We start from the raw sequence: 23,923 nt of genomic DNA on the forward strand, positions 1-23,923 counted from the left end.
CGGCTCCGCAAGCTGCGCCGCGGTGTTCATTGGCCCAGCCCGGCGAGTTCGGCAGGGGTGAGCAGCTCGCTCATCTGCACTGGTCGGCCCTCGTCTATCGAGAAATGCGCGGCCCGGCCGATGGCCACCGACCACAGCCCATCGGCCAGCGTGCACTCCGCCGGGCTCGACGTGAGCACGGCGTCGCGAAAGCGCTCCAGCTCGATGTACGACGAGCCATGGTGATGGCCGACGACCGGTGCGGTGCTGGCGATCTGCCGCTCGGTGACGTTGCCGATCCAGTCACGCCCACGCACTCCCACCCGCAGCACATCGTCGGGGATCAGCGCTTCGAGCTTGCCGTCGTCGCCCACCACCGACAGCTCCTCCTGGTTGCGGGTCGCGTCAGCGAACATGCACAGATCCAGCAGCGCCCGAGCGCCCGAGGCGAAATCCACAAGCACGAAGGCGTTGTCCAAGATGTCGGGCGTCTCGCCGCAGTAGGTCTCGTCGAGATGATTCAGATCCTGCGCCCCCGAGGCCATGACACGCACGGGCTCGCTTCGGGCGATGAGGCGCATGAGGTCGAAGAAGTGGCAGCACTTCTCGACCATGGTCCCGCCCGTGTTGCAGTTGAACCGGTTCCAGTCGCGCACCTTCGGCTGGAAGGGGAAGCGGTGCTCGCGCATGGCGATCATCCGGACAGCGCCGATCGTCCCGGCGTGAGCCTGTTCGATCAGCGCAGCCACCGGCGCCATGTAGCGGTACTCGAGGCCAACCCACACCAGCGGCGCATCGCGGCCGAGCGCCTCGACGCCACTGATGATGCGGCGGCAGTCGTCCAGCGTCGTGGCCAGCGGCTTCTCGACGAGCTGCGGCAGCCCGGCAGATGCCACGTCCAAGACGATGTCGGTATGGAGATGGTTGGGCGTCGCGACGACGACCGCATCGCACAGCCCCGCGTCGAGCAGCTCGTGGTGGCTGCCGAACTCCGGCACCGGGTCGAGCCCGCTGGAGGCCAGCTCGTGCTGGGCCGTCTTCAGCGATGGCTCCCAGTTGTCGCAGACGGCGGTCAGCTCGGCGCCGTCGAGCGCAATCACATTAGCGATGTGCTCGATGCCCATCATCCCGGTGCCGATGACGCCGACGCGCATCGGCCGGTCACCGGGGGAGATGCTCCCGCTGCTCACGGCAGGGGTTGCCCTTCGGAAGCCTCGATGATGTCGTACACGTCGTTGCGGTCGAGGTGCACGCCGAGAGCCGCTTGGAGCGATTCGAGGCGCTCAGGTTGCTGCGTGCCGACGATGGCCACTGGCGCGGTCGGGTGGGCCAGCACGAACGCCACGCACACCGCTGCCCGGCCGACGCCCTCCCGATCGGCCAAGCGGTTCAGCGTGGCCAGCAGCCCCGGCCGAACGCCGCTGTCATCGTCTGCCTGTGCCATGAGTCTGCCTGTGCCATGAGTCGCCCGCCTGCCAGCGGGCCCTGTGCCATGAGTCGCCCGCCTGCCAGCGGGCCCTGTGCCATGAGTCGCCCGCCTGCCAGCGGGCTCCATGCCAGCGGCACCATGCCGATCTCGGCGCACAGGTCGAGGGTGCCGTCGCGCAGCGGGTCCAGGCACGCGGCCGAGTACTCGGGCTGGGTGCTGACCAGCGGTGCGTCGAGATGGGCGGCCAGTGCCCGGGTCTGGGACGGCGTGTAGTTGGACACGCCGACGGCAACCACCAGGTCGTCGGCCACCAGCGTGTCGAGGGTGTCGGCCAGCTCGGCCGGATGGGTGAGCATGTCGGGCCGGTGCACCTGGTACAGATCGATGTGATCGGTGCCCAGCCGGCGCAGGGAGGCCTCGCACGCCGAGCGCAGTGCCGCAGCACTCGAGTCGTACGGCACCGGCGGCACGATGCCCCCCTTGGTGGCCAGCACCATGCGCTCGCGCAAATCGGGACGAGCCTCCAGCACCGCGCCCAAGTTCTCCTCGCAGGCCCCGAAGCCGGTTCCGCCCCAGTCGAGCCCGTATACGTCGGCGATGTCGACCAGGTTCATGCCCAGATCCAGGCCGGCCTCGACCAGCGCTGCATTGGCCCCCGCGTCCGTGCCGGTGAAGCGCCACAGGCCCAGCGCCAGCGGTCCCACCTGGGCCTCGCGGCCCAGTGGCCGCGGCTCGCTCCGCACCAGATTCGATGTTGTTACCACGGCGACTCAGGATTTCACAGAACCCGCCAGCAGGCCGCGCACGAAGAACCGCTGCAAGAAGAAGAACACCAGCATCGGCACGCCTGCCTGCACGAACGCTCCCGCCGACAGCAGGTGCTCTCGCAGGCCGAACTCGCCGGCCATCGAGGCGATCTTGATGGTGGCGGGGTAGTTCTCGCCCGCAGCGCCGAGCATGGTCAGAGCGATCAGGTAGTCGTTCCACGTCCACAGGAACTGGAAGATCGCAAAGGCTGCCAGCGCGGGCACCGACAGCGGCACCACGATGCGCCAGAAGATGGTGAAGTGGTCGGCACCGTCGATGCGGGCCGCCTCGAACAGCTCACCCGGCAGTGTCGAGATGTAGTTGTGCAGCAGGAAGATGGCGAACGGCAGAGCAAACGCCGTGTGGGTCAGCCAGACGGCCGTCGCAGTACCGGCCAGGCTGAAGTCGGGGAACAGCGTGATCACGATCTCGGTTCCGGGCAGTGTCCAGTGGGCACCGCCGGAGAACATCTGCAGCAGCGGCAGCAACGCCACCTGGTTGGGCAGGGCCAGCAGCGAGACGGTGCCGATGAACAGCCACTCGCGACCCCGGAAGGGGATCCACGCGAACGCGTAGGCCGCCAGGGCGGCGATGGCGATCGGGATGACGGTGGCCGGGATGGCGATGGCGAATGAGTTGAGCAGCGCCTGCCACAGCCCGCCTGTCTGCTGGCCCGACGACAGCACGTCGCTGTAGTTCTCGAGCGTCCAGTTGCCTTCGGTGAACGAAGTCCACCAGCCCGAAGCTCTCTGGTCGTCACGGTGGCGGAACGAGTTGAGGAACAGACTGCCAGTAGGCACGCTCCACACGATCACCATCAGCCACAGCACCCAGGTGGGTATCGAGCGCAAGAAGCGGTACACCGCCCGCCCGACGCGGTCGGGGCCCCGGCGTCCGCGCTGCGCCGAGCCGCCAGCCGGCGGCCCAGCGGCCTCGGCCCGGTCGGCCACGCTTCCCGCCGCTGCGCTACTCACCGCGCTGCATCTGCCTGATGTTGAGGCCCATCACCGGTACCACGCCCAGGAACAGCACCACCGCCAAGGCCGATCCCAGCCCCAGGTTGAACTCGGTGAAGCTGCGCTGCCACATCTCGTTGGCGATGACCTGGGTGCCGAAGTTCCCGTTGGTCATCACCCGCACGATGTCGAACACCTTCATCACCAGTACGATCATGGCGGTCATGACGACGGTGATCGTGGGGACGATCGTGGGCAGCGTCACTTGGAAGAAGACCTGTCGCTCGTCGGCGCCGTCCACCCGGGCGGCTTCGATCAGGTCGGCGGGCACTGCTTTGATGGCGGCCGACAGGATGACCATGGCAAAGCCGGTCTGGATCCAGATCAGCACCACCATCAGCCACACGTTGTTGAACGGCGATTCCTGGACGAACAGGATCGTGCCGGCGATCGGCTCGTCGTTGGGACCTGCGACCGAGCCGCCCACGCCGGGGCCCACGAAGCGGTAGATCAGCCACAGCAGCGGGATCGCCGCCGTCGCAGATCCCACCGCGATCGCCGTCTGGCGACGTCGTACGCCGAAGGCGCACAGGCCGGTGAGCAGGACGGTCACCGAGGCCAGGACGGCGACGGCGGCCCAGGCGCCGCCGGTGGAGGGCCTCAGCGTGCCGAGCCAGACCCAGACGGCGTTGAGCAGCCCGGTCTGGCTCTTTTGCGGAGGCCTGGCGATGTACATGAAGCGCCAGATGATCCCCGCGCCGACGAACGAGATCGCCATCGGCAAGAAGATGAGGCTCTTGGCGAGCGATTCGCGCTTGACGCGATCTGCGATCACTGCGGCGAGCAGGCCGAGCGCCGTGGACAGGAAGGTGACCGCCACCACCCACCACAGGTTGTTCATGACCGTGCCGCGCAGGCTGGCGAACACGGCGAAGCTCAGCAGCAGGCCGGCGCCGAGCCCGATCCCGACTGTGCCGGCGGAGAAGTCGGCCCGGACGCCGCGCCGACGGCCCCGGTACAGCGCAATGACGGCCATCAAGACGAACAGCACGACGGCGCCGTAGAACAGCTGGCTGCCAAAGATGCCCGACCAGCCGGAGAGGTCGAGACTCTGGGCGTTGGTGAATATCTCGCCGTAGTTGGCCAGCCCGCGGAAGTCGGTGCCGCGCTTGTCGAACAGCGACAGGTAGATGGTGCGCAGCAGCGGGATGATCAGCCCCAGCGCGACGAACAGCATCGCCGGACCCACGAACGTCAGCGCCCGCAGGCGGCTCTGCACAGCCACGATGCGGGCCGCCGACAGCGGCCAGCGGATGCCCACGGCGATGCCCACCAGCCCCCCGGCAGCAGCGCCGCCGACGATCCAGACGAGCGATGAGCCGGCCAGCAATTGCTCGGACTCGGGTCCGCTGCGAATGCCGGCCGCCAGCGCGCCCGCGACCCCACCGGCGATCGCGCCCGACACGGCTGCCACCACGGCCCATCGGCGCTCCACCAGTGCGAACAGCCGATGAGTGCCCCAGAACAGAGCGGCGCTGGCGCCGACGGAAATCACCACGCCGACGAAGGCCCCCCACAGCGCTGCCATCGTCGCAGTCTTGCACCCGGTGCAACGCTGCGACGCCTTTGCTTCCCGCTCTGGCTCCCCGGTCTCATGCGATTGGGCTGGTGGGCCGCTCGTGCCCGGGGCTCAGCCTCGGGGACAAGCGAAAGGCCGCCCCGCACGGGCGGGACGGCCCTTCGTCTATGGATGTGATCTCGCCGGCAGATGCGCCTCGCGGCGCGGAACCGGCCAGAAGCGGCTCAGCCTCAGCCGGGCCAGCTGTCGTCGATGGCCTGGGTGGCCTCGGCGACGGTCTTGTCGCCGTTGACCACTGCGGTGCCCTCGGTCCAGAACGTGCCGGCGCCCACCTCGGCAGGCATCAGGTCTGAACCGTCGAAGCGCACGACATCGGCGTTCTGCAAGATGCTGAGGAAGGACTGCTCGAGCGGCTGGTACACGCTCGGGTCCTGGTTCGTCGCAGCCGACAGGAAGCCGGACAGACCGCCGCCCTTGCGCTCGGTCTGTGCCCGCTGGCGGACCTCGGCATACTCGGAGCTGCCGAAGTACTTCATGACCTCCCACACCTCGGGAGCGTCACGGAAGGCGCCCACCAGGGTGCCGGCGCCCAGCACAGGCTGGTCGCCCCTGACCGACGGGAAGTAGAAGGTGTCCACTGCGTCGGCCGAGCCGTCAGCGAACACGGTTCCCTCGGGGATGAACGCGGCGTAGAAGGACGCCTGACGGTGCATCATGCAGTCGTTGTCGACCAGCGGCTGGCCGTTGTCGCCGAACGGCGTCGCGGCGATGGAGCCGCCTGCTGCGAACACCATGCCCGGTGTGTTCCACAGGTCGAGCACTTCGGTGAACACGCCGCTGACCTCGTCGCTGGAGAATGCCAGCTCGCCGGCAACCCATGCGTCGTATTCGTCAGGCGTATGGAAGCGCAGCATCAGGTCCTCGACCCAGTCGGTGAAGGTCCAGCCCGTGGCAGGACCGCTCTCGATGCCGATGCAGAACGGCGTGTCGCCGTTGGCGATCATCTCCGCCGACAGCGCCTTGAGCTCGTCCCAGGTGCCGGGCACCGAGTAGCCCTTCGACTCGAACAGCGCCGGCTTGTACCAGACCAGCGACTTGAGGTCGGACTTGTTCGGGATGCCGTACTGGGTGCCGTCGACGTCGCCGAATGCCGTCCATGCGGGCGTCCAGTGCTCGTTCATCGCAGCGATCACGTCGTCGGGCAGCGCGACGAGGTGGCCGTCACGCGCGAAGTCGGCCAGCTTGCCCGGCTGCGGGAAGATGAAGATGTCCGGCGGGTTGCCGCCGGCGGCCTGGGCGTTGATCTGATCCGCGGCGTCGCGGGCACCGGTGTAGGTGATCTCGATACCGGTCTGCGCGGCGAAATGATCGAGGGCGTCGCGCAGCGCGCCGGCCTCTTCGTCGCTCGACTCGGGACCGAAGACCGTGACCTTGGTGCCTTCGAGGGGGTCAGCAGCTTCGGTGGTGGCTGGCGCGGCGGCAGTGGTCGCCGCCGCGGCAGCGGCGGTCGTCGCTGCCGCGTCCTCGTCATCGTCGCTGGCGCATGCAGCTGCGATCAGCCCGAATGCCAGTGCGATAGCCAGAAGACGCGCCCCGCGGAGGCGGGTACGTCTGTTGCTGTGATCTCTCATGTGTTCCTCCCTGTGGGGCCGCACGACGGTGCGCCCTCGTGACACGTTGCAAGCGCTTGCAGACGCCGTTGCCGCAGCCTAGCGGACCGCCGAATGGACGTGTCTTGCTGGCCACCCGAGGTTCGACCGCGACATGCGGTCACGTCGTGCACTCCCGTCATATCCCGTGGGCGTTCGGCGCTGTGCATGTCGTCGTTGGGCTCAGCTTGGGGGCGGCCCCACCGAGTCACGGACGATCAGTTCGGTGTCGAGCTGGATGTGGTCGGGCGCTGAGGCGGCGGAGGTGAGCGCGGCCAGCACGAGATCGGCAGCCGCCACGCCTTGGTCAGCGACGTGCTGTCGCACCGTGGTCAGGCCCACGAGGCGGCTCTGGTCGTGGTCGTCGACCCCGACCAGCGACAGATCGTCCGGGATGCGCAGACCCAGGTCGCGCGCCGCGAGCATGACGCCGAACGCCTGCTCGTCGCACATGGCAAAGATCGCACTCGGCGGCTCTGCGGCGCCGAGCAGCACATGGGCCGCCCGGCGGGCCTCGGCCCAGCTGTTGCTCGTCGAGACCGTCATCGCAGGATCCGGCGCCAGCCCAGCTGTGCTGTGCGCCCCGGCGTAGCCCTGGGCCCGCTGGCTGGGAATCGAGAAGTTGAGCGAATCGCCGCTGCTGAGGCTGAGCAGCCCGATGCGCCGGTGGCCGTGGTCGAGCAGGATCTCAGTAGCGGCGCGGCCAGCGGCCACGTTGTCGACCGTCACCGAGCTGAGTGCCGATGTCCGGAAGCCGACGGTGACAGCACAGCCGCCCTGAGCGACGAAGGCGCTTGCGACTTCGGTGTCCACGGCGACGTCAATCAGCACCACCGCGTCGCTGCGACCCGATCTCACGCCGTTCAGCTCGATGAAGCGCTGTCGTTCTTCGGAGCTCGCGACCCCCGACAGCAGCAAGTCGTAGCCCGCGGCGGTTGTGTGGCGGCCCAAGGCACCCACGATCGTCGCGTTGAACCATGCGGCCGGGTCGGGCACCGCAGCAGCGATTGTGTTGGTCGTTCCGGCGGCCAGCCGGGCCGCCGGCAGGTTGGGCCGGTAGTCGAGTTCGGCAGCGGCCGTGAGCACTCTTTGCCGTGTGGCCGGCGCGACGTGGCGCAGGCCCCGCAAGGCCCGGCTGACGGTTGCGGTGGACACTCCCGCGGCTCGGGCGACATCGCCGATCCGAACCATGGGACCGGTCATTCCTGCCACACCACCGCGCTCGCCGGGGCGAGCAGGTACGGCCCGTTCGACTGTCCTGGCCCGCGGCTCCCGCAGGGTCCGGCAGCGCCGTCGTGGGGGTGGGGGCAAGCGGACGCCGAGTCGTACAGCACGGTGGCAGCGGCTGGGATCTCCACTTCGACCGAGGTCCCGCCGACGCTGGCTGCGACCCCGATGCGGCCGCGGCGGTACGAGATGACCGGACCGCGGCCGCTGTCGGTCCACTCCACTGCTTCATCGCCGCTTGTTTCGGCACCGCCGGCGGACCCGTTCGAGAATGCTGACCGCACTCGCTGCTGCACGTCCAGCAGCGTCCGGTACGCCCCCAGCCACGACCGCTCGTCCTGGGACTGCGCCCCAGCCGTCTCGCCGACGGGACGCTCGGCCGAGCGCAGCCACGGCTCGGCGGCCGAGAAGCCGTTGTGGGGGCCGTCGCCCCACGGCATCGGCGTGCGGCAGCCGTCTCGCCCGGCGCTCACGTCGTCGTCGGGACCGACGGGGTCCAGCTTGTCCTCGGCAGCGACCTCGCCGTCGGCCAGACCGAGTTCTTCGCCTTGGTACAGCACCAGGGTGCCGGGCAGGAAGGCGGCGAGCACGTTGAAGGCGAGGGTGCGCGCAGCACCCCAGCGCCGCGAGACCCCAGCAGTGCCCTCAGCGCTCGAGTCTGGCGCGAAACGGGTCGGCGCCCGGGGCATGTCGTGGCTGCTCATCGCCCACAGCAGTCGGCCGGCCAAGCCGCTCGACGGACCGCGGAGCGTCCTGCGGATCTCGTTGGGCTCCCAGTCGATGTGCATCGGCGCGAACCAGTAGCCGCCGTGCATGCCGTCGGGCGGCAGCAGGTCGTCCATGCCCCGCGGGTCGAGGTGGTACGTCTCGCCGTGCAGGAACGCTCCGTAGTCGTCACAGATCTTCCGCCAGCGACGGAACACGTCCTGGCTCTCGGGCTGGAAGACGTCATAGAGATGCTCGAAGCAGTCCCACTGCTCCCAGCGCGACGCCCGGGGCGGGATCGGCAGGAGCTGGGGATTCGAGCGAAGCTCGGCGTCCTTGACCAATCCGCCGGCCACGTCGACGCGGAAGCCGGCGACGCCGCGGTCCAGCCAGAACCGCAGGATCTGGTCCCACTCGTCGGCCACGGCGGGGTTGCGCCAATTCAGGTCAGGCTGTGACGGCAGGAACAGGTGCAGGTAGTACTGGCCTGATTCGGGCTCCAGCGTCCACGCCGGACCGCCGAAGTAACCCACCCAGTTATTCGGCGGCCCGCCGTCGGGGGCGGGGTCTCGCCAGATGTAGTAGTCCCGGTAGCGCGCCCGCTCAGCTTCGCCGGCGTTGCCCAGCGCGGCTTGGAACCAGCGGTGATCGCTGCTCGTGTGGTTGGGAACGAGGTCGGTCACCACGCGGATGCGCCGATCGGCGGCATCGGCCACCAGCGCCTCGAAGGCGTCCAGGTCGCCGAACAGCGGGTCGACGTCGCAGTAGTCGGCGACGTCGTAGCCCCAGTCGTGTCCGGGCGTGGGGTAGAAGGGCGTGATCCAGACGAAGTCGACCCCGAGGTCGCTGAGGTAGCCGAGCTTGGACCGGATGCCGGCCAGGTCGCCGATGCCGTCGTCGTTCGAGTCGGCGAAGGACCGCAGGTACACCTGGTAGCCCACGGCGTCCATCCACCACGGTGAGGGCGTGTGGCGGGCGGATGTCGGGCTGTGAGCCATCGCGCCGTCTCCAGTCGTCCAATGGTGAGGTGCTTCGCTGACGGCTGTCAGTCTGCCCTCAATCTGCAAGCGATTGCAGGATCTGTCCATGCGCCGGCTGCGTAAGTCACCGCGAGGCGCTGAAGCCGCCGCGCGAGCAGGCAGCTAACGGGCTGGGCTGTGCAACCCAAAGACCGGCCCGCAGAAGCGGGCCGGTCCTTGGTCTGTCAGTTTGGGTTGTGTGATGTGCAGCCCGGAGTGCGCACTCCGGGCGGTGAACACGCCGCTTGTTTAGCCCAAAACGGCAAGTACGTGCCATTTCGTTGCCCCGAGCGGCGCTGAGGGTGCTGCATACGGGCATGAATGCCCATGCCCGAGCGCGCTGCCAGCGCGCGGCCACGGCGGCAGGTCAGCATGCTCGGGCGGCATCCGACGACAGAATCGCGAACGACCGTGAACGAATAGTGTCAAGGCTTGGCGCGCGGTTCGGCCTGGCGCCGACGCGGTGGATCCGGTCGCACAGCGGACCGAGTGCCTCATCCACATCCCACCGGTTCAGCGAACAGAAAGGTGCCTGTGATGCCACAGCCTCCCAGTCCCTATGACTTCCTTCCCGCAGTTGCGTCGTTCGAGGTGCGAAGCGACGACGTAGCGGATGGTCAGATGCTGCCGATGCCGCAGGTCTCGGGCATTTTCGGTGCCGGCGGCGAAGATCGATCGCCCCACCTGGCGTGGTCCGGAGCGCCCGACGGGACCCAGAGCTACGCCGTGACCTGCTTCGACCCCGACGCACCGACCGGCAGCGGGTTCTGGCACTGGGTGGTGTACGACATTCCCGCGTCGTGCGCCGAGCTTGCCTCAGGTGCCGGCGATGCCGAAGGCGGCGGACTGCCTGAGGGCGCCAAGCAGCTTCGCAACGATGCCGGACTCTCCGGCTACCTGGGTTCTGCGCCGCCTGCCGGTCACGGCCCGCACCGCTACATGTTCGCCGTGCACGCGCTGAGCGTTGAGGCGCTGCCGATCGACGAGAGCGTCTCGCCCGCGATCTGCGGCTTCAACATGTTCGGCACGACGCTGGCCCGCGCCCTCATCACGCCCGTCTACGAACAGGGCTAGCTGTGACGACCGGGGATGCCCGCAGCGGCGTTCCGGTCCCACCGGCTAGATCGCACGTCGGCGTGGTGGCACCAGCCCCAGGCCCCGTATCCGAGGCAGCCCCGTGAGCTCCGCCCAGATGCGGCCCACTGCGACTCCGGTGGTGTACCGGGCGATGTGGAATGACGACCGTCCAGGTCTGCACGAGCTTGCTGCGCGCACGTTTCGAGCATGGGCTCGGACGCTCCACCCGCAGCTTGGCGGCGACGCCGCAGCGGGCGCGGAAAAGCCCGCGTCCGGCGAGCCGACGCCCGACGGGCCCTCGAACGGGTTCGGCGGCGAGGCCGCCACCGATGGGGTGCGGGTGAACCTTCGCCGCGAGACCGCTGCGCATGGCGGTGTCTCCGAGACGCTGCTGGAGCTGGACCAGCAGGGACCGTCGAGTTCATCCGTAGTCGTCCTGCGCGTGCTGACCAACGGCACGGACGGCTGGGTGTGGATCGATGTGGAGATGGGTCACGAGCAGGCCGCGGCCGCCAACGTCGGCGAGGTACAGGACCTCGTATGCACGCTGCTGGATGACGCCGAACGCGGTGGCGGCCGGCCCCGCATGGCAACGGAACGGCTGGGCACCCGCCCGCTTGCGGTCGAACCGACACGCCAGGCGGTCGTGCCGCTCGCGAACGCGTTGCGCGGCGCGAACCGGGTGATGCCGTACGTCGTGCTGGCGCATGACTACCTCGACGGGCCGGGTCCCACGATGGACCGCGCTCGTGCAACGGCACGCCACCTGGCAGGACTGGCCCGTGTCTACGTGCTGCCGGCGCAGACGATCAATCCCTTCCAGGTGGCGATGGGACCCGAGCTCGACGTTCAGCCCGGCGAGGCTCGGCTGTACCTGCCCGGCGAGCACGAGCCGCACCGTCACCGGACGCTTGCTGCGGAGTTCGTGCGAAGCGAGCCCGACGAAACGGGCCGCTGGTTCGGCCGCCTGCTCCAGTCGATGCTGGTTGACCGCGAGCCGCCCGAGCTCTACCGCCGATCGCGCCAGCTGCTGGGCGATCGCCGCGAGCGCTACGAGCCCTCGCCCGACACCGACGCGGCCGAGCGGGCCGAAGCCCTCGAGACCGAGGTGGAGGCGGTCTGGGCCGCGCTCTACCAAGCCCGCGAGGAGCGAACCGCGGCCCGGGCCGAGCGTGACGAGCAGTCCGAGCAGCTCTACGACGTGCTCGAAGAACTCGAGATGGCCCAGCAGCGGGTCGAGCAACTGCACCAGCTGCTGGAGGAGTCACGGGATCAAACCGTCAGGGCCCTGATGTCGTCTGAGATGACTGCGGCGTCCGATGCCGATCCCTCGCACACCAAGTACCCGCAGGTGACCTCCATCCGCCAAGCCCTCTCGCTCGCGCGGATCAATCTGCGCAAAGTCGAAATCCCGCCCGAGGCGGAACACCGCATCGCCGACCTCGACAGTGCCATCGAGTCCAGGTCATGGGCTCGCAGCGTGTTCGACGGCCTGCTCGCCCTCGAGGTGTACGCGCACAAGGGCGACGACTTCGGCGACTTCCGCGACTGGTGCGCCCGCAGCAAGCACGAGCGCGCCTGGTTCGCGAATGCCAAGAAACTGGCGATGAACGAGTCCGAAGAGGTGATGCGACGTCCCGAGCTGCGCCAGCACCGCGTGCTGCCGGTCTCGAAGGGCGTCGACCCCTCAGGCCAGACCGTGATGCAGTCGCACCTGAAGCTGGCGAACGGATCGATGGCGCCGCGGCTCTACTTCCACGATGACACGCGAGGGTCGACCGGGAAGGTGCATGTGGGCTACATCGGCCCGCATATGCCGACGAAGCGCTTCAAGTCCTGACGAGCAGGCTGCGCCGGCAGCGCTGCCGGCACGGGCCTCGTGGTGTCAGCCGGAAAGCCCGGCAGCCCCCTGGCGCTCGCCTTGGGGGTCGCGGCGCGACACGAATCCGTTGAGGTCACAGGCCTCGCGCACCGGTGCCGACATGTCGAACGTCCCCGGATCGAGCGGGGTGCCGGTGCCGTCGGCGACACGGGTCATCATGTGGAAGTTGGCGCTGACCGCCACCGCATCGACCATCACATCGGCGCCGGCAGCGTCAGTGAGAGCGGCTCGGGCTGCTGCCATCTCGGTGGCGTCGCCTTCCCACATCGCCTCCGCGATGCGGGCCAGCAGTGCGCCGTGGGGCACGCCCCCGTCACCACTCTCGGAGCCGTTGACGGTGTCGTATCCGACGTCCATGCCCTTCTGTTGGCCGCTCAGACCGAGCAGCAACGCATGTGCAGACGTTCAGTAGAAGCACTCGTTGAGCTTCGATGTCCGCGCTGCGAGCACCTCGATCTGGGGCCGGGTGAGCGAGTTGCGGTCCGACACCACATCGCCCCGCACGCGCTCCATCGGCACGTACTGGGCGTCGGAGAGGATGAACAGCGCCTCGTTCTCCGCCGGCACGGCGCTGAGCGCCTTGATGACGTTGGGCATCTTGATGTCCGCCGTGGGAACCCAGTGGTACTTCACGGCCGCAGGCGCGCCCTCCCGCCCCGGCGGGCCGTCGGCGGGCTCGTCCAGCTCGATGCGCGGCAGCTCCAGCGCGTCGGCGAAACGATCGACGCAGTTGGACTGCGCGACCAGCCCCACCAGCTCCACATAGGCCAGCGGATCGGTGCCGCGATCGACGATCGACTGGTACCAGTCTTCGGTCAGCGTTCCCGGGTGGTTGGTGATGCGCCACACCGCATCGACTGCGGCGGCGGGCAGCGGGCCGTCAGCATCGACAAGGCCGTCGACGGTGCTGGGCTGCACCCACGGCGGCAGTGCGCCGCCATCGTCGCTGCGATGGTCTCGGGCTGCGCGCACCTGCCGCACGATCTCGGCGCGCTGCTCGCCGGTCCACCAGGTGCCTGGCCGCGACCAGCGGGCCGCGATCTCCCCATGGGCGGCTCCCAGATCGTCCCGGATCGGCAGCTCACTGTCGTAGGTGCGTTGTGGTGCTGCGATGCTCATGGCTGCATCTCCGCTCGTTGTGGGCAGTGGCGACCGCCACATGCTGGCACACGTCGGGCAGACGCACTGCGGCCATATCGAAGAGCAGGAACCGGCGGTGCGCGGGCCGCGACGGTTGGCCTACGATCAGCCTCGCAATCTCGCCGCCGCGCCGCCCTGAGCGACGCCGGGCGCGGTTGATTCCGCTTGCACAACCGAACCCCTCAAGGAGCACAGATGCCGACGCCGCAGAAGGCCATCTTCAATGAAATGGGCGCCAACCAGTGGTACGTCCACTTGAGTCGTGTCGAGGGCGCTGACCTCGGTGTCATCAAGTCTGTGATCGCAGCCACCAGAGCAGCCGCGGACGACCAGGGCATCAACCTGACCGTCGGCATCGGCCCGGGCCTGCTGGGTGACCTGACCGACGACGTGCCCGACGACTTCCAGGAGTACGTGACCGTCAAGTCAGAGGACGGCTCGGGGCGCGAAGCCAAGGGCACTCAGGAAGAGCTGCTGCTGTGGCTGAACCACGACGACAAGGACAAGGTGTGGAAGGTGCAGTACGACGCCCGCACCGCGCTGGCCGGCCACATGGCCGTCGCTCGTGAGACGCCCACGTTCATCTACGGCGACTCGCTGGACATGACCGGCTTCAAGGACGGCACCGGCAACCCCGCCGACGAGGATCAGCCAGCCGTGGCCATCGTGCCCGACGGCGATCCGGGTGCGGGCGGCAGCCACATCATCGCCCAGCGCTGGGTGCACGACCTCGACGGCTGGAACGCGCTCTCCGATGAGCAGCAGGAAAAGAACTTCGGGCGCAAGAAGTTCCCCGAGACCGACAAGACCGACAGCCAGGAGCCCTACAGCCACCTGAGCCATGTGGAGCTGCGCGCGGATGGCAACCACGGCAACGAGGGCAGCGACAAGATCAACGAGATCGCCCGCCGCTCCACGCCGTACGCATTCCACGACGGCACCGTGGGCCTGTACTTCATGGCGTTCTGCAAGGACCAGGCGCCGCTGCGGCGCCGCCTGCGCCGGATGTACGGCCTCGACGACGCCGACGGCGTGCGCGACGCCATCACCGACTTCTCGAACCCGGCCTCGGGCTCGTTCTACTTCGCTCCCAGCGAGGAAACCCTCGACGCCATCACCGGCTGCGAATCCAATCCCAGCGGCGTTCCTAGGCGTCGTCGGCGGCTTGGTCCCTGAACCATTCGCGGGCTGACATCGAGGCGATCGCCTCGAGTGCGAGGCCCGTGTGCAGGTCGTCGGCCATGGCGCGTCGCAGCGGGCGGACCAGCGCGTGGCACGTGTTGCGCAGCAGGATCGGGTTCAGCTTGGCCAGGTCGGCGGCGATCTCCTGAGCGCGAGCCATCAAGCCGTCGGCGGGCAGCACCTCGCCCACGATGCCGAGCTCGTGGGCCTCGGCGGCGTCGATCTGCTGGCCGGTGAGCAGGAAGTAGCGGCCGCGGTTCGGGCCGAGCAGCATCGGCCAGACGATCTGCATGCTGTCGCCGGGGACCAGCCCGCCGGGGAAGTGCGGGGCGTCCTGGAAGTAGGCCCCTTCTGCGGCGAGCACGATGTCGCACAGCACCGCCAGCTCCGAATGCACTGTCACCGGGCCGTTCACTGCGGCGATCATCGGCACCTCGATATCCAGCATCTGGTCGACGAGCCGGTTGCCCTCCCAGATGATGCGGTCCCACACCGTCGCGTTGGCGCGCCCCTCGGCGAGCGCATTGACCTCGTCGGGCAGCTCGATGAACGAGTCTCCGGTGCCGGTCAGGATCACCACCTTGATGTCGCGGTCGGACGCCAGTGCCATGAACAGCTCGGGCAGCTCACGGTGCGGGCGGCCGCCCCACTGCAGCGGCCCGCCGCGGGTGTTCATGCGAACGGTCACCACCCCGGCGTCGTCGCGGGTCACCTCGGCGGTGCGATATCGGTCTGCGTACTCAGCGAACTCCATGGCTTCATGCTCGCAGGTCGCGGATATCAACGAGAGAGCCGGCGGGTTGCCCGATTACCATCGTTTCGACGGGGACTGCCTGGGGGAGCGCGATGACTGACGTTGCGGATCGAACGGAAGCGGCCGATGCGCCGACGAGAGAGCAGCACCTCGCAGACATGGCCGACTACCTCGCCGGCGGCGTGGAGCGAGCCCACGAGACCGGCAACAGGGGTCCCGTCCGGTTTGGGCCCGACGGCAAGCTGCATCCCGAGATCCTGGAGAACTACTGGAAGCACGGCTTCTACGTGTTCACCGGCGTCGTCGGCCCAGACGAGATTGCCGAACTCCGATCCGAGGTGGGCGAGGTCATCGAGCGGGCGCCGGTGCGCCAAGGCGCAGAGGTGGACCGTCACGGCCGGCCCGCGCTGGGCCGCGACTACGCAGTCGAGCCGTACATCCACATCGCGCCGCTGTCAGACCCGTTCGGCGGCACCAGCGCCCTCGGCGGTCGCCACCAGGTCCAGATGGACCAGCCGACCCCCGATGCCGACGCCCCGCCTGATGTGGTCTACCTGATCTTCGGCATGTGCCAGTCGATGCCCTCCGCGCTGCGGCTGTACGGCCATCCCGACCTGATGTCGATCGCCGAGAGCATCAACGGCCCCGACTTCGTTCCCTACAACGACGCCATCTTCGTGAAGGAACCCGGGCTGGGCGGCTCGGTGTCGTGGCACCAGGACGGCGTCACCCACTGGGACAACCCCGACTGGGACATGGGCATTCACGGCTTCAACTTCCAGGTGCAGCTGTATGACACCACGGCGGCGAATGCGCTGTGGGTCGTGCCAGGCACGCACACGTCGGGGCGCATCGACCTGCGTGCAAAGGTGGCCGACAACGGCGGCAGCACCATGCTGCCCGACGCCATCCCGCTGCTGTGCGAGCCGGGTGATGCGACCGTGGTGAACCGTCACATGGTCCACGGCTCCTACGCCAACACCTCTGCGGACCCGCGCATCTCGGTCACGTTCGGCTTCCACCGGCGCAGCTCGGTGCTGGGCGTGGCAGGTCAACTGCGGGTGCACGAGCGTGACGGTGTGGTCGTCTACGACGAGGAGCGCGTGTTCAAGCGGTCGTCGGTGATTGCCGTGGCCATCGACGCCCGGGCGCAGCATCACCCCGGCGAGCGCCGCTACACCTACGCCCCCTTCGTCGGCCTAGAGGACGACTTCCGCTACAACGACGAGACCTTCGAGCGGGTCATCCGCGACTACAACCTCAACGACCTCGCCATCTGACCCACCGTCGATCTCGACCCTTCAGGCCGCCGACGCCGGGCTGTAGAGCTCGGTCACGACGTCGAGCGCTTGGGTCACCAGCGGCAGGGGTTCGCCGGAGCGGGTGAGCAGCAGCAGGGGGACCGAGGCCGCGGTGTCGCTGATCGGCACGTAGTGCAGGCCTGGCGGGCGGAACGTCTGCACGCTGGCGGGCACGATGGCGACGCCCTCGCCTGCGGCCACGAATCCGAGGATGGTGGTGTACTCGGTGGCCTCGATCATCGGGTCATAGGCGACACCCTGGGCGCTGAACATCCCCGCCAGCACGGCGTGGAGGCTGGGCGACACCCCCCGGTCGAATCCGATGACCGGCTCGCCGGCCACGTCACGCAGCGCTGCATTCGGCTGCTGTGCCAGCCGGTGGGCGCCGCCCGCGGCCAGCAGCAGCGGTTCGTTCATCACCAGGGCCGCCTCCACCTGGTCGGCATCCCCGGTGGCCCTGCCGATGCCGAGGTCGATGCGCCCGGCCCGCAGCGCCTTGACCTGCTCGTCCGAGCTCAGCGTGTGCAACTCGAAGTCGACCCGGGGCCGCCGCCGGCGGTACTCGGCCAGCACGCGCGGCATGACCTCGTAGGCGGCCGAGTCGACGAAGCCGACACGCAGCGTGCCCGTGTGGCCTTCGCGGCGCTGAGACATGAGGCGCTCGACTCCGTCTGCAGCCGCCAGCAGGCGCAGCGCTTCGGGATAGAGGAACCGTCCGGCCCCCGTGAGCGTGACGCGGCGGGTGCTGCGGTCGAAGAGCGGTGCATCGAGTTCGTGCTCCAGCAGGCGTATCTGCTGGCTCAGCGGCGGCTGGGACATGTGCAGTCGCTGCGCAGCTCGGCCGAAGTGCAGCTCCTCGGCCACGGTGACGAAATAGCGCAGGCGCTGCAGGTTCACGCAGCACATCGTAGGCAGGAATGAGAGGCAACACGTCTGAATTGATCGCAAATTGATACTTCCCGTCACCGAGCGAGGTGCTTACCCTGCATGGCGATGGCGGCAATCGGGGGTCGGCTGCGGCGACGCCCGCCGAAGTACTCGGCGGCGGCGCTGGCCTGGAAGGGCCTGCGCGGCGAGAGCTGGCCGCGCGTGTGGCGCGACTGCGATCTGAAGCGGTCCTACGACGCCGTGGTGATCGGCGGCGGCGTGCACGGCCTGGCCACCGCGTACTACCTGGCCCGCAACCACGGCATGACCGATGTGGCCGTGCTCGACAAGGCCTATCTGGGCAGCGGCGGCTCGGGGCGCAACACGGCCATCGTGCGCTCCAACTACCTCACGCCCGAGGGCGTGGCCTTCTACGACCGTTCGGTGCACCTCTATGAGCAGATGGCCATCGAGCTGAACATCAACGTGATGTTCAGCCAGCGGGGCCACCTGACGCTGGCCCACTCCGACGCCTCCCTGCGCACGATGCACTGGCGCGCCGAGGTCAACAAGCTCGGCGGCGTCAATTCCAGCGTGATCGGCCCCGACGAGATCAAGCAGGAGTGCCCGAGCCTCGACACCTCCGACCACCCCCGCTACCCGATCCAGGGCGCCCTGTATCACCCGCCCGGCGGCGTCGTTCGCCACGACGCGGTGGTGTGGGGCTACGCCCGGGCGGCGGACCACATGGGCGTCGAGATGCACCAGAAGACTGAGGTCACCGACATCATCTGCGAAGGCGGCGATGGTCCCGACGGCAAGGGCGCAGGCGGTCGAGTCACCGGCGTGCGCACCAATCGCGGCGACATCTCCACGCCGATCGTCATCAACTGCACCGCCGGGTGGGCATCGCTCATCTCGACCATGGCCGGCGTGCGGTTGCCTATCACCACCCACCCGCTGCAGGCGGCGGTCACCGAGCCGGTGAAGATGTTCCTGCCGACGGTGGTGGTGTCGGGCTCGCTGCACGTCTACGTGAGCCAGACCGACCGGGGCGAGCTGGTGTTCGGCGCCTCGGTCGACCCGTACGCCAACTACTCGGTGCGCGGCTCGCTGGAGTTCACCGAGGGGCTGGCGGGACACGTGCTCGAGCTGATGCCCGGCATCTCGCGCATGCGGATTCTGCGCCAGTGGTCGGGCCTCTGCGACATGACTCCCGACTACTCGCCGGTGATGGGCTTCACGCCTGTCGACGGCTTCCTGGTGGATGTGGGCTGGGGCACCTACGGCTTCAAGGCCGCCCCGGTCTCAGGCGAGCAGTTAGCCGAAGCCGCCGCGACAGGCAAGACGCCCAAGCTGATCGAAGCCTTCGCCCTCAGCCGTTTCGACAACGGCGAGCTGGTGGGCGAAAAAGGCGCAGCGTCGGTGGGCCACTGATGTCCGGTGAGACGCTTGACCCGGGTGCCATGAGGCCCACCGGCGCCATTACGACAGTGGTGGGCCACTGATGCTGCTTGTCCCGTGCCCCAACTGCGGTCCACGCAACTCGACCGACCTCCGGTACGGCGGCGAATCGCACGCCCGTCCCGACCCCAACACGGCCTCGCCATCGGAATGGCGGGCCTACCTCTACCTGCGCGACAACCCCGCGGGCTGGCTGCGCGAGAACTGGTACTGCGCGTCGGGCTGCCGCCGCTGGTTCTCGGTGGAACGCAACACCGCCACCAACGAATTCCGAGATCCGCCCCTGCCCGGCGACAAACGCGGCGGTGCAGCATGAGCGCGTATGTGCCCGGTGCCGTCTGGGGTACCCAGCCCGACGGCGAGCGAGGTAGTGCGGCATGACGATGAGCCGGCAGGGCGTCCAGCCCACCGAGGTGATCGACCGGGCTGCCAAGCTCCGCTTCCGCTGGAACGGCAAGCGCTTCAGCGGCTTCGAGGGCGACACGATCGCCTCTGCCCTGGCCGCGTCTGGAGTGCAGATCTTCTCCCGGTCCATGAAGTACCACCGGCCCCGGGGGATCCTCACCGCCGACTACTGGGATCCCAACCTGATGGTCCAAGTGGGCGACGATCCCAACGTGCGGGCCGGCCACCGCTTGCTGGAGTCCGGCATGGACGTCCGCTCGCAGAACGCGTGGCCGTCGCTGAACCGCGACATCAAGGCGGCGAACAGCCTGCTCGGGCGCTTCCTGACGGCGGGCTTCTACTACAAGACCTTCATGCGGCCGCAGTGGCTGTGGCCCACCTACGAGCGGGTGCTCGCCACGTTCGCCCCGGGCGGCAAGATCGACCTCGACACCCCGCACGCCTACCACGACAAGCGCTACACCCACCCTGACGTGGTGGTGGCCGGGGCAGGACCGGGTGGCATCGAGGCGGCATTGGCCGCGAGCAACGCCGGCGCCAGCGTGCTGCTCGTCGAGCACGAGCACGCGGTCGGAGGCCATCTGCGCTATTCGAGCGATGCTGCCGATCAGGCTGCCCTGGCAGAACTGCGGGCAGCCCTCGACGCATCCGACATCGAAGTGCTGACTGATTCAACCGTGACGGGTCGATATGAGGACAACTGGCTCGGCATCGTCCAGCGCAACCACCCGATCGCGGTCGAGCGGCTCATCAAGGCCCGCGCCAAGACGCTGGTGGTGGCGCCCGGCCTGATCGAGCGTCCGTATGTGTTCGAAGGCAACGACCGGCCCGGGGTCATCACCCCGGGAGCGGCTCGACGCCTCATCAACCTGTGGGGCATCAAGCCAGGCGAGCGGGCCGTGGTGTTCAGCGCGAATGCCGAGGGCGACGCGGCAGTCGCCGACCTCGAGCGGGCCGGCACCGAGATCGCCGCCGTCATCGACGGTCGCACCGCCGCGCGGATCAGCTCGACCGCAGGTTCGTCCCGGGCCGTCGAGGCCGTCATGGTGGACGGAACCGACGGCCCCCAAAGAGTCGAAGCAGATGTGCTGGTGGTGGCCGCAGGCTGGACTGCCCCCACCTCGCTGCTCAACATGGCAGGCGACCGTCCGGTCTACGACCCGGCCGCGGCCAGATTTTTTCCGTCAGACCCCCCCAGCACTGTGCTGGCGACGGGCGGGCTTGCCGGCGACGGCGATCTGGATCGGCTGCGCGAGCACGGCGCAGACACCGGTCGCCTCGCCGCATCCCGTGCCGCTGCGGTACGCCATCGCTTGCAGGCCCGCACCGCCCGGGCGGTGCCGGTCGACGGCGACGAGCCCGCGTGGGCGCCTGACGAGCGGGCGCCGCTCGGCCGTGATCCCCATCCCGAGCTCTACCGCGCCGACACCCACGGCATGGTCGACATGTCCGAGGACATCAGCTCCAAGGACCTCGTCGCCGCCGCTCATGAGGGTTACGACTCGGTGGAGCTGGCCAAGCGCTACACCACCGCCACGATGGGGCCCTCGCAGGGCAAGCTCGAGACGGTCAACACCGTTGCGGCCATCGCTGAGGCGCGCGGTGAGACGATCAGTGAGGTCGGCACCACCGTGTGGCGCCCCCCCTTCGCGCCCATCACGCTGGGCGCGCTCGGCGGCCGGATGTTCGAGCCGGTGCGGGTGTCATCCATCCACCCCTGGCACGAGGCCAACAACGTCTCGGTCATCCAGGCCGGCCAGTGGCTGCGCCCCGATCACTACGGCGACCCCCAAGGCGAGGTCCGCAACGTCCGTGAGAATGTCGGGCTCATCGACGTCACACCGCTGGGCAAGCTCGACCTGCGCGGCCCCGACGTGCCGAAGCTGCTCAGCCTGCTGTATGTCAACAAGTGGATGAAGCTGGGCATCGGCCGGGTGCGCTACGGGATGATGTGCGCCGAGGACGGCGTGGTGCTCGACGACGGCGTCACCGGCCGGCTCGGCGAAGACCACTACATGATGTCCACCACCAGCTCGGGCGCCGGCGGCGTGTGGGAATGGGTGGAGAACTGGCTCCAGACCGAGCGCCCCGACTGGCAGGTGCACGTCACGCCGGTCACCACCGCCTACGCCAGCATCAACGTGGCCGGGCCCAAGTCCCGCGAGCTCATGGGCAGGGTCTGCGAGGGCGTCAACCTCGATGCCGAGGCATTCCCGTACATGACCGTCCGCCAGGCCACCGTGGCCGGCGTGGAGGGCTGCTTCATGTGGCGCATCGGCTTCACCGGCGAGCTGTCGTTCGAGCTGCACGTGCCGTCCGGTCACGGCTGCCATGTCTGGGAAGCGCTCATGGACGCTGGCAGCGATCTCGGCATCGGCCCCTTCGGCCTCGAAGGCCAGCGCATCATGCGCCTCGAGAAGGGGCACTTCATCGTCGGTCAGGACACCGACGGGCTGACGCTGGGACCCAGCACCGGCTTGGGTTCGCTGATCAAGCTCGACAAGGACGACTTCGCCGGCAAGCCCGAGCTGGCGTGGGCAGCCGATCGGCCGCTGCCGCTCGTCGTGGCCATCCAGCCCGACGATCCCCACGTGGTGCCCGAGGAAGCCGCCCAGATCGTCCGGGGCGAGACCAACGAGATCCTGGGCCGCATCACGTCCTCGCGCTTCTCGCCGACGCTGAACCGCTCGATCTGCCTGGGGCAGGTGGAGCCCGACCTGGCCGCCGGCGGCACGAAGCTGACGGTGCTGCTCGAGTCCGGCAGGCGCATCAGCGCCACGGTGATCGACCATCACGCCCACTTCGACCCGGCAGGGGAGCGTCTCCGTGGCTGAGACCGCATCGCCCCAGAGCCCGGCGTTCGAGAGCCCGGTGGTACGGAGCTATCCCGCAGGGCCAGAGGGCGACCTGACGCTGACCGACGCGAGCGCCACCGCCAAGTGGCTGGTGCGAGCCAGTCCCGACGGCCCGACGGCAGCGCGCATGGGAACCGCGTTCGGATCGTCGAGCCTCGCGCCGAGCGGCGCGCTCGTGCTGGGCTCCCGGCCCGGCGAGTGGATCATCGTGGGAACCCCGGGCGAGGTGGCTGCAGCAGTCGCCGACCTCGACGGACTCGACTCCGAGGAGTTCATGACGGCGCTGGATTGGACCCACAGCCGGGCGATGTTCCGGGTGGCCGGCGCCGAGGCAACGCGCATGCTGGAGAAGGTGTGCGGCATCGACTGGAGCGACCACATGACGCCCGACGGAGCGGTGCTCTCGGCCTCGGTGGCCCTGGCCACCTGCGACCTCGCCCGCAACGACCGCGGCGAGGTCCGCTCCTACCTGATCTTCTGCGACCGATCCTTCGGCCAATACCTCTTCGACGCGCTGATCGATGCCGGCGGCGAGTTCGGCCTGGCAGTTCGCGCTGGCTGAGCCAGTCGCTCAATCGGGATGCGCGGGCCTGCGTCGCGCAGCAGCGCTCAGGCGAGCACGACGACGGGAGTGCCGATCGGTGCCCACCGGTACAAGCGCTCTGCCTTGTCGTCTCGTTGACGGATGCAGCCCAATGACAGGGCCTCGCCGAGTTCCGCCTCGGTCTGCACCGGCACATCGCTCCAGCCGCGGGGAATGGAGTGGAAGCCGATCCAGTCGTCGTCGGCATCTGTCGTGAACCGCACCATGTGGCGCATGGTGACCAGCCAGTTGTAGGAGATCGCATCCTCTGACTTCGACGTGACCGCATAGCGGCCTGGCTCCGGTGAGGCGGGGTGACCGCTGACCGGGTAGTTGTCGACCATGCTCCCGTCGGCGTCAACCAGCCAGACCCACTGCTGGCCCCGCTCGTAGATGACATGACGGCGCCCCGCGAGCCCGACATCGGGCACTGAGTTGCCGCTCCGCCAGAGCACGCGTCCCTGCGGCGTCACCACCGCCAGGGTGCCGTCGTCGTCAAGCCGGAGAACAGCGCCCGATTCGCTGCGAGTGTCCGCGCTCCACAGCATTGCTGCACTGCCTTGCGACAGGGTGTCGCCGAATCCGGGGCTGGCCGTGTCGTAGAGAGCGAGTTCGCCGCGGGCGTGCATCACCAACAGCGGCATGGCTTCGGTGACAGGCCCGGTTGACCACAGCAGGCCGTAGCGGCCTATGCCGTCGTCTGTGGCACGCAGCACCAGTCGGCCGTTCGGTTCGAGCGTCAGCCGGTACCAGCCGTTTGGCGAGACGGCCGATTGGCCGACAGACAGGTACTCACCGGGTCCCAAGACGACGGTCGAAGGCGGCTCCTGGGGGAATTGGTCAGCGGGATCGATGACCTTGACGAAGCCGTCGGGTGGCCATGAAGCATCGAATTCGGCGTGCCAGAGCAGACTCGGCTCTGCGCTCAGATCGGCGAACCGGTCAGCAGCGGACGCGTGACTGACGGGCAGCACGGCGAGCACCACCGCCGCGAGGACCAACGTGGCGAGGGTGCGCCACGGCGTGTTCGAAACGAGCACGCATGGCGAGAGTACGGCAGGTG

At 68.7% G+C, this 23,923-nt stretch carries 21 protein-coding genes; 8 read left to right on the top strand and 13 right to left on the bottom strand.

What is annotated here, in order from left to right:
* Window positions 1-26: 26 nt before the first annotated feature.
* The 8 genes from ACOGW9_RS12415 to ACOGW9_RS12450 all read right to left on the bottom strand — a co-directional run bounded on the left by ACOGW9_RS12415 (window position 27) and on the right by ACOGW9_RS12450 (window position 9,329).
* Complete coding sequence (locus tag ACOGW9_RS12415; RefSeq protein ID WP_419911684.1) at window positions 27-1,169, bottom strand: Gfo/Idh/MocA family protein; 1,143 nt, start codon at window positions 1,167-1,169, stop codon at window positions 27-29.
* Window positions 1,166-1,363, bottom strand: a complete 198-nt coding sequence (locus ACOGW9_RS12420; RefSeq protein WP_419911686.1) for a hypothetical protein — start codon at window positions 1,361-1,363, stop codon at window positions 1,166-1,168. Before ACOGW9_RS12420 ends, ACOGW9_RS12415 begins: the two co-directional genes overlap by 4 nt.
* A gap of 5 nt (window positions 1,364-1,368) precedes the next feature.
* Window positions 1,369-2,172, bottom strand: coding sequence for an aldo/keto reductase (locus tag ACOGW9_RS12425; protein WP_419911688.1), 804 nt, complete (start codon window positions 2,170-2,172; stop codon window positions 1,369-1,371).
* A gap of 6 nt (window positions 2,173-2,178) precedes the next feature.
* Window positions 2,179-3,189 (bottom strand): carbohydrate ABC transporter permease, encoded by a 1,011-nt coding sequence (locus ACOGW9_RS12430; protein WP_419911691.1) that lies wholly within the window; start codon window positions 3,187-3,189, stop codon window positions 2,179-2,181.
* On the bottom strand, window positions 3,182-4,759 hold the full coding sequence (locus ACOGW9_RS12435; RefSeq protein ID WP_419911692.1) for a carbohydrate ABC transporter permease: 1,578 nt from the start codon (window positions 4,757-4,759) through the stop codon (window positions 3,182-3,184). The genes ACOGW9_RS12430 and ACOGW9_RS12435 overlap by 8 nt, the downstream gene beginning before the upstream one ends.
* A gap of 221 nt (window positions 4,760-4,980) precedes the next feature.
* Complete coding sequence (locus tag ACOGW9_RS12440) at window positions 4,981-6,381, bottom strand: ABC transporter substrate-binding protein (RefSeq protein ID WP_419911694.1); 1,401 nt, start codon at window positions 6,379-6,381, stop codon at window positions 4,981-4,983.
* A gap of 201 nt (window positions 6,382-6,582) precedes the next feature.
* Window positions 6,583-7,602: a LacI family DNA-binding transcriptional regulator gene (locus ACOGW9_RS12445; RefSeq protein WP_419911696.1), complete on the bottom strand. Its 1,020-nt coding sequence runs from the start codon at window positions 7,600-7,602 to the stop codon at window positions 6,583-6,585.
* Window positions 7,599-9,329 (bottom strand): alpha-amylase family glycosyl hydrolase, encoded by a 1,731-nt coding sequence (locus ACOGW9_RS12450; RefSeq protein ID WP_419911698.1) that lies wholly within the window; start codon window positions 9,327-9,329, stop codon window positions 7,599-7,601. The genes ACOGW9_RS12445 and ACOGW9_RS12450 overlap by 4 nt, the downstream gene beginning before the upstream one ends.
* A gap of 558 nt (window positions 9,330-9,887) precedes the next feature.
* Between ACOGW9_RS12450 and ACOGW9_RS12455 the strand changes: the two genes are divergently transcribed.
* Window positions 9,888-10,424, top strand: coding sequence for a YbhB/YbcL family Raf kinase inhibitor-like protein (locus ACOGW9_RS12455; RefSeq protein ID WP_419911700.1), 537 nt, complete (start codon window positions 9,888-9,890; stop codon window positions 10,422-10,424).
* 103 nt (window positions 10,425-10,527) lie between these two features.
* Window positions 10,528-12,267, top strand: coding sequence for a hypothetical protein (locus ACOGW9_RS12460; protein ID WP_419911702.1), 1,740 nt, complete (start codon window positions 10,528-10,530; stop codon window positions 12,265-12,267).
* Between the two features lie 45 nt (window positions 12,268-12,312).
* Here the strand turns inward: ACOGW9_RS12460 and ACOGW9_RS12465 are convergent, their stop codons facing one another.
* A complete protein-coding gene (locus ACOGW9_RS12465) occupies window positions 12,313-12,666 on the bottom strand; it encodes a hypothetical protein (protein ID WP_419911704.1) in 354 nt (117 codons plus the stop codon).
* Between the two features lie 48 nt (window positions 12,667-12,714).
* A complete protein-coding gene (locus ACOGW9_RS12470; RefSeq protein WP_419911706.1) occupies window positions 12,715-13,428 on the bottom strand; it encodes an alkylhydroperoxidase-related (seleno)protein in 714 nt (237 codons plus the stop codon).
* Window positions 13,429-13,644: 216 nt separating this feature from the next.
* Here ACOGW9_RS12470 and ACOGW9_RS12475 point away from each other — a divergent pair, with 216 nt between their 5' ends.
* A complete protein-coding gene (locus ACOGW9_RS12475; protein ID WP_419911708.1) occupies window positions 13,645-14,625 on the top strand; it encodes a Dyp-type peroxidase in 981 nt (326 codons plus the stop codon).
* On the opposite strand, the gene ACOGW9_RS12480 is transcribed toward ACOGW9_RS12475, so the two are convergent.
* A complete protein-coding gene (locus ACOGW9_RS12480) occupies window positions 14,597-15,385 on the bottom strand; it encodes an enoyl-CoA hydratase/isomerase family protein (RefSeq protein WP_419911710.1) in 789 nt (262 codons plus the stop codon). The two genes, ACOGW9_RS12475 and ACOGW9_RS12480, sit on opposite strands and share 29 nt — an antisense overlap.
* 92 nt (window positions 15,386-15,477) lie before the next feature.
* On the opposite strand from ACOGW9_RS12480, the gene ACOGW9_RS12485 reads away from it, so the two are divergent.
* Window positions 15,478-16,665 carry a phytanoyl-CoA dioxygenase family protein gene (locus ACOGW9_RS12485; RefSeq protein ID WP_419911712.1) on the top strand — a complete coding sequence of 396 codons (1,188 nt, stop codon included), beginning with the start codon at window positions 15,478-15,480 and terminating at the stop codon, window positions 16,663-16,665.
* Window positions 16,666-16,686: 21 nt separating this feature from the next.
* Here ACOGW9_RS12485 and ACOGW9_RS12490 read toward each other — a convergent pair whose 3' ends face one another.
* Window positions 16,687-17,583, bottom strand: coding sequence for a LysR family transcriptional regulator (locus tag ACOGW9_RS12490; protein WP_419911715.1), 897 nt, complete (start codon window positions 17,581-17,583; stop codon window positions 16,687-16,689).
* Window positions 17,584-17,679: 96 nt separating this feature from the next.
* Here ACOGW9_RS12490 and ACOGW9_RS12495 point away from each other — a divergent pair, with 96 nt between their 5' ends.
* From ACOGW9_RS12495 to ACOGW9_RS12510, 4 genes are all read left to right on the top strand, one after another.
* Window positions 17,680-18,990, top strand: a complete 1,311-nt coding sequence (locus tag ACOGW9_RS12495) for an FAD-dependent oxidoreductase (protein WP_419911717.1) — start codon at window positions 17,680-17,682, stop codon at window positions 18,988-18,990.
* A gap of 70 nt (window positions 18,991-19,060) precedes the next feature.
* The gene (locus ACOGW9_RS12500) at window positions 19,061-19,333 is read left to right on the top strand and encodes a sarcosine oxidase subunit delta (protein ID WP_419855371.1); all 273 of its coding nucleotides are present in this window, start codon (window positions 19,061-19,063) and stop codon (window positions 19,331-19,333) included.
* 61 nt (window positions 19,334-19,394) lie between these two features.
* Complete coding sequence (locus tag ACOGW9_RS12505) at window positions 19,395-22,256, top strand: 2Fe-2S iron-sulfur cluster-binding protein (protein WP_419911719.1); 2,862 nt, start codon at window positions 19,395-19,397, stop codon at window positions 22,254-22,256.
* Window positions 22,249-22,839 carry a hypothetical protein gene (locus ACOGW9_RS12510; RefSeq protein ID WP_419911721.1) on the top strand — a complete coding sequence of 197 codons (591 nt, stop codon included), beginning with the start codon at window positions 22,249-22,251 and terminating at the stop codon, window positions 22,837-22,839. Before ACOGW9_RS12505 ends, ACOGW9_RS12510 begins: the two co-directional genes overlap by 8 nt.
* A gap of 47 nt (window positions 22,840-22,886) precedes the next feature.
* Here the strand turns inward: ACOGW9_RS12510 and ACOGW9_RS12515 are convergent, their stop codons facing one another.
* Entirely contained in the window at window positions 22,887-23,900 is a 1,014-nt protein-coding gene (locus ACOGW9_RS12515; RefSeq protein ID WP_419911723.1) for a L,D-transpeptidase family protein, read from the bottom strand.
* Window positions 23,901-23,923 lie beyond the last annotated feature (23 nt).

Source organism: Candidatus Poriferisodalis sp. (assembly GCF_965203655.1).
GTDB lineage: Bacteria > Actinomycetota > Acidimicrobiia > Acidimicrobiales > Poriferisodalaceae > Poriferisodalis.

What these genes read in the sequence shown, in the direction of transcription:
- ACOGW9_RS12435 (WP_419911692.1), bottom strand. Translation starts at nt 4,759, where the DNA reads ATGGCAGCGCTGTGGGGGGCCTTCGTCGGCGTGGTGATTTCCGTCGGC.
- ACOGW9_RS12440 (WP_419911694.1), bottom strand. Translation starts at nt 6,381, where the DNA reads ATGAGAGATCACAGCAACAGACGTACCCGCCTCCGCGGGGCGCGTCTT.
- ACOGW9_RS12445 (WP_419911696.1), bottom strand. Translation starts at nt 7,602, where the DNA reads ATGACCGGTCCCATGGTTCGGATCGGCGATGTCGCCCGAGCCGCGGGA.
- ACOGW9_RS12450 (WP_419911698.1), bottom strand. Translation starts at nt 9,329, where the DNA reads ATGGCTCACAGCCCGACATCCGCCCGCCACACGCCCTCACCGTGGTGG.
- ACOGW9_RS12455 (WP_419911700.1), top strand. Translation starts at nt 9,888, where the DNA reads ATGCCACAGCCTCCCAGTCCCTATGACTTCCTTCCCGCAGTTGCGTCG.
- ACOGW9_RS12465 (WP_419911704.1), bottom strand. Translation starts at nt 12,666, where the DNA reads ATGGACGTCGGATACGACACCGTCAACGGCTCCGAGAGTGGTGACGGG.
- ACOGW9_RS12470 (WP_419911706.1), bottom strand. Translation starts at nt 13,428, where the DNA reads ATGAGCATCGCAGCACCACAACGCACCTACGACAGTGAGCTGCCGATC.
- ACOGW9_RS12475 (WP_419911708.1), top strand. Translation starts at nt 13,645, where the DNA reads ATGCCGACGCCGCAGAAGGCCATCTTCAATGAAATGGGCGCCAACCAG.
- ACOGW9_RS12480 (WP_419911710.1), bottom strand. Translation starts at nt 15,385, where the DNA reads ATGGAGTTCGCTGAGTACGCAGACCGATATCGCACCGCCGAGGTGACC.
- ACOGW9_RS12485 (WP_419911712.1), top strand. Translation starts at nt 15,478, where the DNA reads ATGACTGACGTTGCGGATCGAACGGAAGCGGCCGATGCGCCGACGAGA.
- ACOGW9_RS12495 (WP_419911717.1), top strand. Translation starts at nt 17,680, where the DNA reads ATGGCGGCAATCGGGGGTCGGCTGCGGCGACGCCCGCCGAAGTACTCG.
- ACOGW9_RS12500 (WP_419855371.1), top strand. Translation starts at nt 19,061, where the DNA reads ATGCTGCTTGTCCCGTGCCCCAACTGCGGTCCACGCAACTCGACCGAC.
- ACOGW9_RS12505 (WP_419911719.1), top strand. Translation starts at nt 19,395, where the DNA reads ATGACGATGAGCCGGCAGGGCGTCCAGCCCACCGAGGTGATCGACCGG.